This window comes from Pseudohoeflea suaedae, assembly GCF_004354915.1.
In the GTDB taxonomy this organism is placed as follows: domain Bacteria; phylum Pseudomonadota; class Alphaproteobacteria; order Rhizobiales; family Rhizobiaceae; genus Pseudohoeflea; species Pseudohoeflea suaedae.
Genome location: NZ_SMSI01000002.1, coordinates 190108 through 205496 on the forward strand (window position 1 = coordinate 190108; position 15389 = coordinate 205496).

General features: G+C 61.5%; 13 protein-coding genes and 1 tRNA gene. 4 read left to right on the forward strand and 10 right to left on the reverse strand.

Translation table 11 applies throughout. The features are described 5' to 3' along the window. Positions 1-322: 322 nt before the first annotated feature. The 3 genes from E2A64_RS10935 to E2A64_RS10945 are packed head-to-tail and all read right to left on the reverse strand — an operon-like array spanning position 323 to position 3093. Entirely contained in the window at positions 323-997 is a 675-nt protein-coding gene (locus tag E2A64_RS10935) for a class I SAM-dependent methyltransferase (protein WP_133284532.1), read from the reverse strand. A gap of 2 nt (positions 998-999) precedes the next feature. Continuing rightward, on the reverse strand, positions 1000-2247 hold the full coding sequence (locus tag E2A64_RS10940) for a BtaA family protein (RefSeq protein WP_133284533.1): 1248 nt from the start codon (positions 2245-2247) through the stop codon (positions 1000-1002). A gap of 24 nt (positions 2248-2271) precedes the next feature. Next, on the reverse strand, positions 2272-3093 hold the full coding sequence (locus E2A64_RS10945) for a UDP-2,3-diacylglucosamine diphosphatase (RefSeq protein ID WP_244598251.1): 822 nt from the start codon (positions 3091-3093) through the stop codon (positions 2272-2274). 184 nt (positions 3094-3277) lie between these two features. Between E2A64_RS10945 and E2A64_RS10950 the strand changes: the two genes are divergently transcribed. Then, positions 3278-3856: an exopolysaccharide biosynthesis protein gene (locus E2A64_RS10950; protein WP_133284534.1), complete on the forward strand. Its 579-nt coding sequence runs from the start codon at positions 3278-3280 to the stop codon at positions 3854-3856. Here the strand turns inward: E2A64_RS10950 and E2A64_RS10955 are convergent. The 5 genes from E2A64_RS10955 to E2A64_RS10975 form a co-directional block, all read right to left on the reverse strand. Next, positions 3853-5559, reverse strand: coding sequence for a tetratricopeptide repeat-containing sulfotransferase family protein (locus tag E2A64_RS10955; protein WP_158285745.1), 1707 nt, complete (start codon positions 5557-5559; stop codon positions 3853-3855). The genes E2A64_RS10950 and E2A64_RS10955 overlap by 4 nt on opposite strands. A 211-nt stretch (positions 5560-5770) precedes the next feature. After that, positions 5771-6514, reverse strand: a complete 744-nt coding sequence (locus E2A64_RS10960; protein WP_158285746.1) for a tyrosine-type recombinase/integrase — start codon at positions 6512-6514, stop codon at positions 5771-5773. Between the two features lie 311 nt (positions 6515-6825). Beyond that, on the reverse strand, positions 6826-7974 hold the full coding sequence (locus E2A64_RS10965) for a porin (protein WP_133284537.1): 1149 nt from the start codon (positions 7972-7974) through the stop codon (positions 6826-6828). 13 nt (positions 7975-7987) lie between these two features. Next, positions 7988-8173 (reverse strand): hypothetical protein, encoded by a 186-nt coding sequence (locus E2A64_RS10970; RefSeq protein ID WP_133284538.1) that lies wholly within the window; start codon positions 8171-8173, stop codon positions 7988-7990. A gap of 78 nt (positions 8174-8251) precedes the next feature. Beyond that, a tRNA-Ser gene (locus E2A64_RS10975) sits at positions 8252-8341 on the reverse strand. A 590-nt stretch (positions 8342-8931) separates the two neighbouring features. On the opposite strand from E2A64_RS10975, the gene E2A64_RS10980 reads away from it, so the two are divergent. From E2A64_RS10980 to E2A64_RS17955, 3 genes are all read left to right on the forward strand, one after another. After that, complete coding sequence (locus tag E2A64_RS10980) at positions 8932-10077, forward strand: porin (RefSeq protein ID WP_133284539.1); 1146 nt, start codon at positions 8932-8934, stop codon at positions 10075-10077. A gap of 240 nt (positions 10078-10317) precedes the next feature. Beyond that, a complete protein-coding gene (locus tag E2A64_RS10985; protein WP_133284540.1) occupies positions 10318-11313 on the forward strand; it encodes a BON domain-containing protein in 996 nt (331 codons plus the stop codon). A gap of 185 nt (positions 11314-11498) precedes the next feature. After that, positions 11499-12116, forward strand: a complete 618-nt coding sequence (locus E2A64_RS17955; RefSeq protein WP_194086916.1) for a hypothetical protein — start codon at positions 11499-11501, stop codon at positions 12114-12116. 3 nt (positions 12117-12119) lie between these two features. Here E2A64_RS17955 and E2A64_RS10995 read toward each other — a convergent pair whose 3' ends face one another. Further along, on the reverse strand, positions 12120-13067 hold the full coding sequence (locus tag E2A64_RS10995) for an alpha/beta fold hydrolase (protein ID WP_133284541.1): 948 nt from the start codon (positions 13065-13067) through the stop codon (positions 12120-12122). Positions 13068-13153: 86 nt separating this feature from the next. Next, positions 13154-15166: a lytic transglycosylase domain-containing protein gene (locus tag E2A64_RS11000; RefSeq protein ID WP_158285747.1), complete on the reverse strand. Its 2013-nt coding sequence runs from the start codon at positions 15164-15166 to the stop codon at positions 13154-13156. Positions 15167-15389 lie beyond the last annotated feature (223 nt).

Consider the following 15389-nt stretch of genomic DNA (forward strand, 5'->3'; position numbering starts at 1 on the left):
CAGACTTTCTTAGCTGTTGCCTCGATATCTGCCTGTGCATTCTCTCACACCCCGGATTTTGCTCTGGCAGTTGCTTTCGCATGCTCCGGAATTCGAACTGTTAACGATTGGAATGCCGATTTCGTTCCCTTTTTCCTCCTGCCCGCAAGGCAAGATTTAGCCCGTTGCAGCGACCGGCCATCTGAATCCGTTCGGATAAGAATATGAAAATAAATGATTATTTGCGAGTGCGAGCAGCCATCAAACATACGTGATCGGTGCCCGGTTTTATCCGGGCTGGGGCTCGGTGCGTAAATGAAGGGGGGATGAAGTCGTTAAGAATTTAACGAAGCGGCCCGCGTTTCAGGCGTCCGATCATGGCATAATCGCGATGGATGGAGCGAACGCGCGCGCTGCCGCCCACCCGTGCAGATTGCAAGGCCAGCTCCGTTCCAACTTCGAGGCGTGGCGAAACGTGGAACTTGTCCAGCCACGTCCTGAGGCCTTTTCCGAACCAAGCGGGCAGATCGCGCTGGCCTGCGAAGTCGACAATGTGAATTTCGCCACCTGGCGCAAGATTGTCGACGGCTGAAGCGAGCGCATGACGCCAGGGCGGAATCATCGACAGCGAATAGGAGAAGACGATCCGGTCAAAACCCCGCAGGCCGAACTGGCCATGGGCGTCGAGATCGGCGGCATCGCCATAGACAGGGCGCACCCGGTGCTGGAGCCGCGCCTTCCGGACAGTGGCATCCGCGGATTTCAGCATTTCGGTCGAAATGTCGATGCCGTAAATTTCGGCATCGGGATAGGCGCGTGCAATGGCGACGAGGTTCCGCGCCGTCCCGCATCCCACTTCCAGTACGGTTCCCCCCGCGGGCACGTCGAGCTCGGCGATCATCCGGTCGCGGCCGAGCAGGTAGTAATGCCGGCTGACGTCATAGATGTGGCGCTGGTAGCGGTAGATACCGTCCATCAGCGTGGCGGTCGGCTCCGTTGCAGGCAGGAGGTCGGACATCGTCACAGTTCCCCGAGAACATGAAGATGAAAGCCGCCATAGATCGCAGAGCGATCCTGTCGCGTCAGGCGGGCATTTTCTTCCGCGCGATAGGCCCACCGGTCCAGAATGGCGTCAGGCACCTTGCCGGGCAGCGGCGAGGGTGCCGCGGCAGTTCGATAGATCACCCGGGCGCCGGGGCGGGCGGTCCGGGTGATCTGCGCCCACAATTCGCTCAATTGCAGACCCGTCATCCAGTCCTGGGCGTCGAGCAGCACATAGGCATCGAGAGAACCGTCGGGCTTGTTGCGCAGAAGCTCCGTCAGGCTCTCGTTCTCAATCGTGAGTCTCGGCGCGTTCCGGCGTACGGTCTCGAAGCAGTCGCGCCGGAGGTAAGGCGGCAGGCTGGCGGCGGCTCCCGGACCATAGCCGCGACCGAAGGCCTGCCACGCGAAGTAGTTTTCACGGAGATCGAAACCGCAGGCCAGGCGTTCGGTGCGTATCTTGAGTGCACGGGTCATGTTGCCGGCCTCGTCTCCGGCCAGCGCCTCATATTGCGCTGGCGGGATGCCGAGCCCGAAGAGCGAGGCCTTCAGGCTGGTCAGGTGGCGAAAGCTGCGGCTGTCGAAGATCGGCGCGATCCGCGTTTCGAAGAAGGCGCGCTGCTCCTCGATCGAGGTGGCATTCAGCAATTCCCTCGGATCGACGCCATAGAGTTTCGCGACGAGGTGCGCGGCGCCGATAAAGCGTCCGAGCAGGCCGGCCTGGTGAAAGCCACGGGTAAAACGGGTAATCCGCCGCCGACCGAGTGCATCACGACCGTCCCAATAGGCGCGCGTCTGGGAATCGAGCCTGTCCCGGAGATAGCGATCATAGAGACGGGTGTTGGATTTCAGATTGCCGTGACGGAAGAAGTTCTCGAAACTCTTCTGGTCGGGCAGGTGCCGGGCGGCCGCGATCTTGAGCCGGCCGAGCGCGACATGAGCCGGCGAGAGATCGACGGCGGTTATGCTTGCCGGATCTGCCGTCAGATAGGACATGACGTTGCAGGAGCCGGACGCGATCGCGATCACGTCGTCTGTCGGCTTGAGGGCAAGCGCTTCCATGTCGACGACGGGGTCTTCCCAGATCTGCGGATAGACCAATCCCCGGAAGGCTGCGGAGAACAGATGTTCGAGCATGCCTTCGCGCGAGAGCCTGGACGAGCGAACGACGGCGGTGTCGATCCTGTGTCCGATAGAGGAACCTGATGCGGTGTCTGTGATGCTCATCGGATGGCTTCCTTGTGAAATGGCTCAGGCGGCTTCGTTCCGGTGCGCCGGGGCGATCGAGCCGGCCTGTGCGACAGCCTTCGGGCGGCGCATGCGTTCGGCGATCTTCTTCGACCAGTCGATGATCTCGATGCGGCCGTCCGGGTGCTCGACGGCAGCGGTGCAGCTCTCCACCCAGTCACCCGTATTGATGTAACGGACCCCGTCGTGCATCTCGTTGGCCGCATGGTGGATGTGACCGCAAACAACTCCGTCGGCACCTTCCTTGCGGGCTTCTTCGGCAAGCACGGCCTCGAAATCGGACATGAAGCTGACGGCGCGCTTGACCTTGCTCTTGGCCCAGCGGGAAAACGACCAGTAGGGCAGGCGCAGGAGTTGGCGCATGCGGTTGTGCCACTTGTTGGCCCACATGGCGCAGCCATAGGCCATGTCGCCCAGATGGGCGAGCCAGCGGTGATTGAGCACCACCATGTCGAATTCGTCGCCATGGACGATCAGCAGGCGCTTGCCGTCGGCCGTTTCGTGAATGGCGCGCTCGCGCACTTCGATGCCGCCGAAATGGATGCCCTGGTAGTGCCGCAGCATTTCGTCGTGATTGCCGGGGATATAGATGATGCGGGTGCCCTTGCGCGCCTGCCGCAGCAGCTTCTGGACAACATCATTGTGGGCCTGCGGCCAGTAGAAGCCCTTTCGCTTCATGCGCCAGCAATCGATGATGTCTCCGACGAGATAGATGGTTTCGGCGCGGTGCTCGCGCAGGAACTCGACCAGCATCGCGGCCTGACTGTCCGGCGTGCCGAGATGCACATCCGACAGAAACATCGTCCGGTAGGTCTTTTCGATCATCTTCTGCCCCGTATCCGCCAGTTTCTGCCACGCTTAGACCGGATTCACTTCTCAGGAGTGTGACGGTTCGATTGCAGATCGATGACAGGTCTGTGGGAAAGAGAAGGGGGAGATCCTGCGGGCGGAACACTCGGCCGCCGCGGGCATTATGCTGCCGGGAGATATTCTAATATACGGTACATCAATGGGTGAGATTACGGGCGTGCTCGAGGCGGTGCGCAATGCGGGAGACGGCGACGACGTCACGCTTTCCGATATTCTGGACACGGCAGGTGAACACTCGCTGACGGCTGTCCTTCTGGTGCCGGCACTCATCGTCGTCACGCCGCTCTCCGGCATTCCGGGCTTTTCGAGTATTCTGGGTCTGGCAATCGCGCTGATTTCCGCGCAGATCCTGCTTGGCCGCCGGCATCTGTGGATGCCAGCCTGGATCACGCGCCGCAGCCTGACACGCGAAAGGCTGCAAAGGGGTGTCGACTGGCTCGGCAAGCCGGCGCGTTTCATCGACACGATCACGGGACAGCGGCTGACGCTTCTGGTGCACCGGCCTGTCGCTTCAATCCTTCATCTCGCCTGCCTGCTCTGCGGCCTGGCGATGCCGTTTCTGGAATTCGTGCCGTTCAGTTCGTCGGTACTGGGGGCCGCGGTCAGCCTGATAGCGATCGCATTGCTGGCGCGCGACGGGCTGTTTGCCCTCGTCGCGGTGCTGCTCGTCGGCGGTGCCGGCTCGCTACCTTTCCTGCTCGCAACGCAGGCGGGTTAGGCGGACTGGGAGAGCGAACCGAGCGCCCCGAGCTCGGGGAGGTATTCGGCATATTTCCGCCAGCCCCTTTTCGACGGGTCGTAGAGCGGCTTGCGCACCTGGGCGGAGGACGCCGTGCGCACGTCGCGACGGGTCTTGTGAAAATCGAGGCATTGCGGGGCAAATTCCAGATCGCAGGCCGAGAGCAGCGCTCTGATCTCGCCCTCGGGGTCGCGCAGCAGCTTCTCGTGGTTCGCCTCGACGATGACATCGCCGAAGAGCGCGTGCCAGTGATCCATCATGCGGGCGTAGAGACCGTAATAATGAACCAGTTCATCGAGGTCGTAAGCGAAGGCCAGACCGTCGCCGGAGAAATAGGTCCGGTAGATCGACAGGCAGGTCTCGCGGGGGTCCCGGGTGCAATGGATGATGCGCGCCTTGGGCAGGATCAGGCGGATCAGCCCGATGAGCATGAAGTTGCCGGGCAGCTTGTCGACGATGAAGCGCGCGTTCTTTTCCATTTCCCGCACGGCGCGCACATAGTTGCGCCCGAGTGTGGCCGATGCGCCTTTCGAGAGCGCCGCCGCGAACTGCGGTGGAGAGGCCTGCGGGCCTGCGCCGCGCGCCATGCCGCCGATCTCGCGCAGTGTGGTCAGCTCGCCGGCGCCGTAGACATCCGGATGGCTGGCGAGGATCTGCTCGACCAGCGATGTGCCCGAGCGCGGCATGCCGAGAACGAAGACGGGCGTCTCCTCGGAATGACCGAAATCGCGCCGCTTGTCGAAGAACCCGGCATCGAAGACCGACATGGTCTCCTCGAAGTCGGCCTCCACCCGGGCGGGGTCATATTTCAGCTCGCCGCGGCGGGCCGTGTTGGCGGCGCGCAGGCGTCGTGCCGCTTCGGCATAGTCTCCGCCGTCATGTGCGATCTTGGAGATCGCGAAATCGAGAACCATGCGCTCATGGGCGTCTTCGGTCGTGGCCTCGCGCATGCGGGCTGCCTCGTCCGTGTCGAGGCCATCGGACATCCAGGCGAGTTGCAGGGCCGCGTCGGCATGCATGGCATCGCCGGCCATGGCCTTGCGGAAACTCGCCTCCGCTTCGGTCAGATCGCCCCGGTCGCGGGCTGCGAGACCCAGGCCGTAGGCGGCATTGCGATCTGCTGCATTGGCGTCCAGGAGTTCGCGGAAGACGGCGGAGGCTTTTTCGAGTTCGCCCGCGCGCAGGAACGCCCCGCCGAGATTGGACTTGAGAACGGGATTGCCGGGCTGCAGCGCGAGCGCCTTCTGGTGGAGGGCGACGGCGCGTTCAATATGGCCGAGGCTGGCTTCGAGATTGGCCAGATTTGCAAGGGCCTCGGGAGAATTCGGCTGCAACCTGATGGCCGTCTGCAGGCTTTCGCGGGCCTCGTAGGGGCGACCCATCTCGAAAAGCGCCAGCCCCAGATTGGCGTGGGCAAAGGGGTTCTTGCGGTTCCGCGAGAGCGACTTCCTGAGGAAGGCGAGGGCGTCCTCGTGACGTCCCGCACCGATAAGGAGGATGCCGACAAGAAGATTGGCTTCACCATGGCCGTCGTCGGCGGCGAGTATCTGGCGGCACAGCGCCTCGCATTCGCGCGCGCGTCCGGCCTGGTAGAATGCGGCGGCGCGCTGAGCTGCCTGGTCGAGCTCGGCGGACTTCTGGCTCGGACGGGGACCAGATTTCGCAGACAGCCTGCGCTTCATGTTGCAGCTCCGAGCATGTCTTGAAACGACTTGGTGAGAGTTTTCTCCTAGCAGAGACTGCAGGGGGGAGGGAACGGTGAAATGCGTTGCTTGAGGTAACAAAAACGTTGAGCGCGGCCTACGAGCCGGTGAGCCTCCTGTCAAAACGACGAAAGGCCGCACCGTTTCGTTCAGCGCGGCCTTCAAGCTGTTGTCGGGCGGGTTCCATCTGTCAGTGATGCAGCGAATTGAGCGCTCTTGCGCACTGCTGAAGATCATTGGTCGCCAGATGCGCATAGCGCAGGGTCATCTGGATGGTCTGGTGGCCGAGGAAGGTCTGGACGCGCCGGAGGTCTATGCCGGCCTGGACGAGGCGGGAGGCGCAGGTGTGGCGCAGGATGTGCGGCACCATGTTCGGGTCGCTTTCCAGCCCGCATTCCTTCTTGGACGTATCCCAGTTGTATTTGAAATTCTGGTAGGGGACCCTGATGAAGGGCCCGGCTGCCGGGCCGAATTCTCGGCACGCCTCGATGGCGTCGAGTGCACGCTGCGTCAGCGGAATGGTGCGGCTGCGGCCGGATTTGGTGATCCAGAAGGTCGCGTTGCCATTCTGGACGTCGGCCCATTTCAGCGCCAGAGCCTCGCCGACACGGGCCCCGGTGTCGATCAGGAATATCGCCAGCAGCTTGTGGTGGAGGTTGCGCGAGCCGATCGAATCGAAGATCCGCCGCTCCTCGTCGCTTGTCAGGAAGCGGACGCGGTTGTTGCGCTCTCTCAGCCTCAGATATGTCGGTAGCCTGGCGATGTGTCCCCCCCGTTCCGCCTTCTTCAGCAGCTTGAATATGGCTGCAAGCTTGCGATTGATCGTGGAGTTCCTGTTGCCCTTCTTGCGGTAATGGCCGACGAGCGCGTCGACCGTCGCGTCGCCGAAGTCGGATATGCCGCTGGCTCGCAGAAAATCATCGGCTTCGAGCACGAAGAGCTTGCATGTGCTCTTGTGTCTGCCGTTTTCCCAAAGAATGTCGGAATATAGGCGCCAGAAATCGCCCAGCGTCGAAACAGGTTCTTCACCGGCAAAATGAGTGAAAGAGGAAGTTCCGTTTCTGCCCAGAAAACTTCTGCCTGTATTCTCATTTGTCCCGCCGTTGATAAGATTGGGGCTTGTCAATGAATGCAACTCTTTTCGTAAGGTTTTCGACCTCCCTGTAAAAAACCTTACATTCTAACTGCTATTCTCCGGCGTAAGTTCGTTACGCCGGAGAACATTACTTTCAAACTTGCTCTTTATTAGAACGAGCGCTGAACGCGGATGCCCGCGCCAAAGTCTTCGGCGTCGTCGCCAGCATCGACGTACTGGATTTCCGGGGTGATCACGAGACCCGGGACCAGTTCGTAGGCGACGTTGGCAGTGAGAGCCCATGCATCGTCTACGCCAGCACCGCCGTCGACCCAGTCGATCTGGGTGTTGAGCGAAGCCTTTTCGGAGAATGCGTAGGAGAAACCGCCGACAACAGCGAAGGTTTCATCGTCGGCAACGCCGTTCGACCAGGTGGTGTAGGCCGAGGAGTTTTCACCATACATGAGCATCGCGAAGACCGAGAAGGCGTCGTTGAATGCGACGTCAGCGCGGATCTTGCCGGCCCAGCCGCCACGTTCAAAGAGATTCCCGAAGAGGAGCAGGTCGTCGCGGCTGTCCCAGGCGGCCACAGCCGAGAGGTCGACCATGCCGAAGGTTGCGCCGAGACCGACCACAACATGCGGCATGTAGTCGTCAATGCCCCAGCCCGACGGCTCAATGTCACCGGTTGCGAAGTTGAAGACGGCCGTGTTGTCGACGCCCTGCTCGAGAGCGATACCGGCGCGGAAAGCGCCGCCATTATAGGTGTAGCTGATCAGGTTGGTGTCGAACGGGCCGTAGCCGCCGAGCGGGGTATCGTTGATGACGGCGCCGGCATAGCCGGTCCAGGTGGTGAAGAACGACTCGTCCTTACCGACGCGGAGGCCACCGAGCTGAATCCAGGCGAAGTTCAGCGAAACGGTCGTGTCGTTGGTGTAACCAATATCCGTGCCGAAGAAGCTGACGTCCGAGGTGTTAAAGTTGAAACGGGTCTCGGTGTAGGTGCGCAGGGTGCCGAGTTCAGTTTCCGAAGCGGTCGAGGTGCGCAGCGACAGACGCGAGTTCACGTTGTAGGTCTCGTCAACGAGCGAAGTCCGTGCGAAGAGATCGCCACCGAACACGTCGAAACGGACGTAGCCGTGAATGCGCAGGCAGGTTTCGGTGCCCGGGATGTAGAAGAAGCCGGTGCCGAATGCATCGCAGACGCGGACATATTCAACAGGCTCGGGCTCGGCAACGATGATCGCGTCAGCGGCGCGGGCGCCGGACACTGCAACCAGGGCTGCGGCGGAGCCAAGGAGAAGGCTCTTGATTTTCATGTTTGACCTCCAGTCAAATATGAAAATCGAGCCGTTTTTGCCGGTTTTCCCGCGCGTCGAAAGTCGAGGGATTCCGGCCCGGAATCAGGTTTGCGGCGATGTTTTCGCTGGCGAAGCTACGCCGCGATTTCAGAAAGTCTTTGGAAAACAGTGGCTTGATCGCAATGCTGCGCACGGCCGGCAATCCGGCGGTCTGCATATGGGGCCAGTCTTCCGCCGGCGAGCTGGCGCGAAAGCGATGTGTCGAAGATGAAGGGGAGATCGGGGAAATTTCGCGTGGCGGAGAGGAAGGGATTCGAACCCTCGATACCGTTCCCGGTATACTCCCTTAGCAGGGGAGCGCCTTCGACCACTCGGCCACCTCTCCGTCGAAGCGCTTGTTAACTGACTGCGTTCGGCTAATCAACCGGTTTCGCGACCGACCGTCATTCAAATGTTTTGCCGTCGGGAGCAGTCAACAATGAAAGCGGCCCAGGGAGGCGTGCTGGAGGATGCTCGTCCGCGATTCGGAGCCTGGAAATGTCTTTATATATATAGGGCACGATGTTTGGCCGGAAGGTTCCTGCGTTTCAGGCGTTTCCGCGACTGCTTAGTTTTCAGTTGCTTACGAATTCCTCACAACAGATTCGGCGCAGATGGCGCGCGCTGGGCGTGATTCTTTCTGCTAGACGCCCTGTTTCGGCACAAAACATCGTCCGCACGTGCCTGTTTCCTAACGAGACCTTAACAACGAGCCCGGGTCGGACGTGAAATCGTGTCATTTGTGCAACAGCGCTGTTTCAAGGCTTTCCGGCGGCGCCCCATTTGGCTTGTTCTTCGTTGCGCGTCCCGCCGCTGGGAGTATGTTCACTCTCGAAGCCAAGGCGGACATCGTCTTTCTTCGTCTTTTGGGGATGGGGTTGGGGACAGCTCCTAGCAAGACCCAAGCCCTTTGAAACTTTTGACTGGAGGTCAATCATGAACATCAAGAGCCTTCTCCTCGGCTCCGCTGCAGCTCTCGTTGCAGTTTCCGGCGCTCGCGCTGCCGATGCCATCATCGTTGCTGAGCCTGAGCCCGTTGAATATGTCCGCGTTTGCGATGCATTCGGCACCGGCTACTTCTACATCCCGGGCACCGAAACCTGCCTGCGTATCCACGGCTACGTCCGTTTCGACGTTTTCGGTGGCGATCTCTTCGAAAACATCTCGTCGACCGAAGACGGCACCTACGGCGTGAACTCGCGTCTGTCGCTGCGCACCTCGACCGCTTCGGAAACCGAACTCGGCACCCTGCGCACCTACACCGAGACCCGTTTCAACTACGGTGACAGCGACGCAACCAGCAACGGCTTCGTCACCGACGGCGGCGTCGAGCTTGGCGAAGGCGGCTACTACAACGACACGAGCGTTTCGCTGAACTTCGCCTGGATCCAGCTCGGTGGCCTCCGCGTCGGTAAGGACGAGTCGTTCTTCATCACCTGGACCGGTTACGCTGGCGCCGTCATCAACGACACCCCGCTCGGTGGCTACGGCCCGTTCGACACCAACCTCATCAGCTACACCTACAATGGCGGCGCTTTCCGCGCTGGTATCGCTGTTGAGCAGGGCGACGACGACTACATCCTCGACGGCGAGCGCGTCGGTTGGGGCATCGACGACTACGTCCCGCACGTTGTTGTCGGTCTCGGCACCACCTTCGGCATGGTCGACCTCTCGGCCGTTGCTGCATACGACAGCCGCGACGATTTCGATGGCGAAGAGTACGGCGGCTGGGCTGCCAAGATCCGCGCTGACGTCGCATTCAACGACGCCTTCTCGGTCTTCGCAATGCTGATGTACGGTGAAAACTCCTCGGGTTACACCACCTGGGCCAACGGCGAGAACGACGAAGAAACCTTCGCTGCTGTCGGCGGTTTCTCCTACGCATTCTCGGACAAGGCTTCGCTCAACACCCAGTTCGATTGGGTTGAAGGCAACGACGACCAGGACGACGAATTCGCCGTCACTGCCAACGTTGCTTACGAGCTGGTCCCGGGCCTCGTGGTTACTCCGGAAGTCCAGTACGTCGACTTCGGCGACGACGAAGAATTCGGTGCAGGCGTGCGCGTTCAGCGCTCGTTCTAATCGAACCTACTTCGGTTAAGGGAACCCGGCAGCCTACGCTGCCGGGTTTTCTTTTTTATGGGGCAGCTCAGGTTGCCGGGTTTTCTTTTTTACGGGGCAGCTCACGCTGACGGATTTTCTTTTTTATGGGGCGGCTGCGTGCCGTCTTTCTTTTTGTATGTATTAAGACACGCCGCCTAGGACTTGCCGGATTGGCGGGCTATTGATCTCCTCACGTCGTTCGTTCTCGGGGAGATGCCGATGCAAAACGCGAAATACTGGATATGGCCGGGGCTGGTTACGGTCTCCGCTCTCACTCTGGCTGCCGTATGGTTCGGTGCCGGGCGCATCGAAGCGGATATTGCGCTGCGTACAAGTCAGGCCCTGTCGGCTCAGCCCTGGGCGGAAATCACGGTCGATGCACGCGATGTCAGCGTGACGGGAGATGCACCGGACGTGGCGGCCCGGGACGCGGCCATCGCGACCATCTCCTCCGTTTCCGGTGTGCGCGTCCTGGAAGACAAGTCAGGCCTGCTGCCGCTCGAAGAGCCGTACCGGTTCTCGGTCGGCAAGACGGATGCCGGGCTCGCCGTCAATGGTTTCGCGCCGGGCCAGGTGGAGCGGGACCGGCTTGTCACAGACCTCGGCAAGGCTCTGCCCGGCGTCAGCGTGACGGATAATCTGTCGCTCGCGCGCGGTGTTCCCGCAAAATTCAACGAGATGATCGCCCTGGGCTCGCGTCAGCTCGCTCGTCTGGGCGAGGGGCGTTTCGAAATCGTCGGCGACAAAATTACCGTACAGGGTGAAGTCTTGTCGCCGGAAGACAGCGAGGCTCTGGCTGCGGACATGGCGGCGGCAGAGGGGTTCGAGGCCGTCGCCGACGTCTCCGCTCCGGTCGTTCGTGGCCCGTATGTGTTCCGTGCCGAGCAGGCCGGCGGAAAGTTGGTGCTCTCGGGTTACGCACCGGGCAAGGATGACCGCAAGCGGCTTGCCGAAATGGCAGGGGCAGGCGTGTCCGATGAGGTTCGTGTCGCGGACGGGGTTCCGGACGGCATGAACTGGACGGTTGCCGCGGCCAAGGCGATCGAAGCGGCATCGCTGCTTGCAAAGGGATCCGCCGACATTTCGGGTCGTCGCATCAATATTACCGGCGATGCCCGTGATCTCGATGCCTTCCGCTCGCTGCAGCAGTTGATCGGCTCGCCGCTGCCCGGCGGGCTTGTGCTCGGCACCACCGATATCGGCCTGCCGGACTAGCGACGGGGCTTGCGCATGGCTCTCATATATGATGTCGGCTAATATGATTTCCGGCTCACCGCGAGGAGGATACGCATGGTTTATCTGATCGGGCAATTATGGCTCTGGCTGCTCCTGGCTTTCGCCATCGGCGTGTTCGTCGGCTGGGCGACGTGCGGTCGCAAGACGGTCTGAGGGGACAACAGATGTTCATGTTCATCGTGCAGACCTTCATTCTCGTCGCGATCGCCTTCGTGCTCGGCGCCGTTGCCGGTTGCTGGCTTCACTCTGCCGTCGGACGGACGGAAGAGCCTGAAGCCCGGGCCGAATCGGCAGACGTATCGGTGGTCTCCGTAACCGTTCCGCCGCAGCCGGTCGCTGCCGGTGCGGGCGTTCCTGGCGAAGCGGTGGAAGACGAAGCAATCGACGTTTCCGATGCAAGTCCGGTCGCAGCGCCTCCTGCGGAAGAGGCGGAGATCGTTACGCCCAGGAAGGTCGCAGCCCGTAAGGCCGAGGCCAAGCCGGCGACGAAGAAGAAGCCGGTTTCGAAAACCGCCAAGGCATCCGCGCCGGCAAAGCCCGCAAAGCCGAAAACGGCCAAGCCGAAACCGCTCGCCGGCAAGGACGATCTCAAGAAAATCAAGGGTGTGGGCAAGGTGATCGAAGGCAAGCTCAATGCCGAGGGAATCACCACCTACGCCCAGATCGCGGCCTGGACGAAAACGGATGCCGAGGCGTTCTCCGAGAAGCTCGATTTCCAGGGGCGCATCGGGCGCGAAAACTGGATCGCGCAGGCCAAGGCTCTCGAGAAAGCTAAGAGCTGACGCCTATCCGGCTGGATGGGTAAAGCGCCGGTCGCATCTGTCGAGAAAATTCCTGATCAGACCCGGCAGCGATCCGAGATGAAGGATCGGCGCATGTCCCTGGCCAAGGGCCGTGTGTGTTTCGATATGCGGCGCGAGCCCTTGCATCTCCGATACCGTGTCTTCCGACAGGAGCGACGAGTTCTCGCCACGAATGACAAGAAGCGGCCGTTTTGCAGCCAGGGCTTCGAATTGCGGCCACATGGTCGGTAACGGCGACGAAAAATCCATGTTCTTCAAGGGGGTGAGCAGTTTCGGATCGTAGTTGCCGACAAGCCGCTTCTTCTTGTCCTCGACATAGATGGCGTGGGCGAAGTCGAGCCAGTCGTCATCCTGGAGAGCGGGAAAGGCCTTGCCGTGCACCTCCTTCTGCACGCGGGCCGCGTCGGAAAAGCTGATGGGCCTTGTTGCGCGCGTGAGATAGGTCTTTATCTGCGCGAGCCCCGTTCCCTCGATCACCGGACCGATATCGTTGAGGATGCCGGCCGCGATGACGCCGGGACGCGTCGCCGCCAGCACGTGCATGATCAGACCGCCGCGGGAAGTGCCGAGAAAGATCGCGTGCTCGATACCGAGTGCGGCCATGCCGGCGAGAACATCCTCCGCCTCGGTCATGACGTTGTAGTCTTCCGGATCCTTCGCCCATTCGGACTGGCCACGGCCACGGTAATCGAAGGAGACGACCCGGCGCGGTGCTTCCGCGTCGCCGGCGACTTTCAGAGCGATGTCGTGAAAGTCCGCGGCATTGCGGGAAAGGCCCGGCAGGCAGATGAGCGGAAAGCGATCGTGCGTTCCAGGCTTCGCCCGCCCGTAGTCGCGGGCATGGAGCTTCAGGCCGTCGGGTGCGGAAAAGAAGACGTCCTCGTAACCGTCAGCAGTCGTCGCTTTTTCCGTTTGAGTTGGCGCTGTCACAGAAGCTTCCTCCGATTGATCCCCGCAGCATTCATACGTGCGGGAACCGGGCGGGGAAAGGCCTCAAGCGGACTAAACAAGCTGGTCTAGCCGTTACGGCCGAGGCGGAGATCCCTGCCGATATCGGCGGCCTCACCAAGCCTCGCCTTGTAGATCTCGTAGTTTTCGAGAACGTGCTGCACATAGTTCCGGGTTTCGGGGAAGGGGATGGACTCCACCCAGTCGATCACCTCATCCAGGGGCATGCCACGCGGATCGCCGAACCGGGCAATCCATTCGTTCACGCGCTTGGGGCCTGCATTATAGGCGATGAAGGTCAGGATGTAGGATCCGCCGAACCGGTCGATCTGTTCCGCAAGATAATGCGATCCGAGCGTTGCGTTATAGCCCGCATCGCGTGTCAGACGCTCGGGCGAATAGGCAAGCCCATGACGGTTGGCGACTTCGCGGGCGGTTCCCGGCAGCAATTGCAGCAGGCCGCGGGCATTGGCGGGCGAGACCGCGGACAGGTCGAAAGCACTTTCCTGACGGGCGATGGAATAGGCGAGCGCCAGACCGGAGCCGGTCGTATCGGCGTCCCGCGGCATGACGCCCAGCGGAAAGGCGAGGGCGCCGACCTCGAGTCCGCGCTGCCAGCCGATCTTTCCGATGCGCAGCGCTAGCCGATAATCGCTCTTCACCCGCGCCTTGTTGGCCAGAAGGGTGAGTTCACCCGGGCTTTCAAGGGTTTCTGCGAGGTAGCCGTAAAATTGGCGCGCCCGCCACGCCTCGCCGATCGCCTCGAGCTTTTCGAGCGCCTGCACCGTATCCCGGGCGTCGAAATTCGCCCTGTCGGAGGGGGCAGGCTGCGGATCGGCGAATTCGGCCGGCTTACGCTCGAGGGCCGAGGCCGCCAGCTGGCCATAGAAATTGGCGGGATGCTGGGCCGCCTTCTCATAGAGCGCGGCGGTTTCCAGCGGGTCGCCCTCGGCCCCGCCCGGCTTGGATGCCTCGGCGGTCCGGGCAAGCCAGTAATAGGCGCGGGCCTGGCCCGAGCGCGTTCCGGACAAGGTCAGGAGACGCTGGAAGTGAACTTTCGCCTTCTCCGGGTCGTTCATGCCGCGCAATGCGTACCAGCCGGCATGGAATTCGGCTTCCGCGGCGATTTTCGGGTCGGAGGCCTTGTGCGCGGAGGCAACCTTCCAGGCCTTTTCCGCCTCGCCCTTCTCGAACAGGCTGCGGCTGACGATCCGCTGTTCGACCCACCATTCCTCGGGGTCGATGAGCGCCGCATCCTCGTTCGGCATCTGCTCGAAAAGCGCGGCGGCCTGGTCGATTTCGTCGAGCTGCCGCAGGTGCCGGATCTTGAGATAGGTAAGCGCGGGGTCGTCCTTGAACGCGTCGTCGACCTTGTCGATGGCGGTATTGGCGCCCTTGGGTGTGCGGATGGTCTGGACCCAGGCCTGGTAGAGCGATTCAGCGCCTGCCGCGCGGGCGGGCGCGAGTGCCGCCTTGATGCGGTCCCGGTAGAGAAGCCGCTTCATGCGGACAAGTTGGTCCTCCTTGCTCAGCAAGGAGCTGAATTCGCGGGCAAGCAGAGACGCGGTGCGGGAATCGAGGTCGACGTCGTTCCAGAGTTCCTTGACCTTCTCGCGCGCCTCATCCTCGCGGTCGAGCCTGCCGAGGGCATTGGCGACGGCGATCTTGCCCATCACGGTGACGGGCGCCTTGTCTTCGAACGCTGCCAATAATTGTGCGGGCGCGCGGTTTTCGCGATAGAGCGCAATCTCGAAATTGGTGGCGATCGTCTCGTCGCCCGGCCAGCCGGCGAAGCGGTCACGGGCTTCCGCGAGCTCGGATGCCGGCAGACCGGCGCCGCGGCTCATCGCCATGGCCCAGCTCAATATCTTCTCGTCCAGCCTCCCCGTTTCCAGCGACGCCAGAACCTCGCGTGCCTGCTCGACATTTCCGTCATCGAGTGCGGCAAGTCCGTTCTGCAGCGTGTGTTCGACAATGATGTCGCCGTTCTCATCGAGCCGGGGTTTGTCGACCGGAACCGGCATCGGCACATCGAGCGCACGTGCGGGTGCTCCGGCCATCCCAGAAACAAGGGAGAGCATCAGCAATGTCTTCAATGTGCGGCCGGACAATTCCATCCTCAGCGTTCGTTCTCTTTTCTGGTTGCGAAGTTTGCAGCCGGTTTGCCTTTTCGGCAAGTTGTCAGGCTTAAAGCGGATCAATCCGGCGGAAATTTGATTCAAGCGGGGCAGGGGCCCTTGCGACACCACAAACAATGATACCGGCAGCAAAAATGGGAATGGGTGCAGCCCTAAACCTTTCCCA

What these genes read in the sequence shown, in the direction of transcription:
- E2A64_RS10965 (WP_133284537.1), bottom strand. Translation starts at nt 7,974, where the DNA reads ATGAAAATCAAGAGCCTTCTCCTTGGCTCCGCCGCAGCCCTGGTTGCA.
- E2A64_RS10985 (WP_133284540.1), top strand. Translation starts at nt 10,318, where the DNA reads ATGCAAAACGCGAAATACTGGATATGGCCGGGGCTGGTTACGGTCTCC.
- E2A64_RS10940 (WP_133284533.1), bottom strand. Translation starts at nt 2,247, where the DNA reads ATGAGCATCACAGACACCGCATCAGGTTCCTCTATCGGACACAGGATC.
- E2A64_RS10935 (WP_133284532.1), bottom strand. Translation starts at nt 997, where the DNA reads ATGTCCGACCTCCTGCCTGCAACGGAGCCGACCGCCACGCTGATGGAC.
- E2A64_RS10945 (WP_244598251.1), bottom strand. Translation starts at nt 3,093, where the DNA reads ATGATCGAAAAGACCTACCGGACGATGTTTCTGTCGGATGTGCATCTC.
- E2A64_RS11000 (WP_158285747.1), bottom strand. Translation starts at nt 15,166, where the DNA reads ATGCTCTCCCTTGTTTCTGGGATGGCCGGAGCACCCGCACGTGCGCTC.
- E2A64_RS10950 (WP_133284534.1), top strand. Translation starts at nt 3,278, where the DNA reads ATGGGTGAGATTACGGGCGTGCTCGAGGCGGTGCGCAATGCGGGAGAC.
- E2A64_RS10970 (WP_133284538.1), bottom strand. Translation starts at nt 8,173, where the DNA reads ATGCAGACCGCCGGATTGCCGGCCGTGCGCAGCATTGCGATCAAGCCA.
- E2A64_RS17955 (WP_194086916.1), top strand. Translation starts at nt 11,499, where the DNA reads ATGTTCATGTTCATCGTGCAGACCTTCATTCTCGTCGCGATCGCCTTC.
- E2A64_RS10955 (WP_158285745.1), bottom strand. Translation starts at nt 5,559, where the DNA reads ATGAAGCGCAGGCTGTCTGCGAAATCTGGTCCCCGTCCGAGCCAGAAG.
- E2A64_RS10980 (WP_133284539.1), top strand. Translation starts at nt 8,932, where the DNA reads ATGAACATCAAGAGCCTTCTCCTCGGCTCCGCTGCAGCTCTCGTTGCA.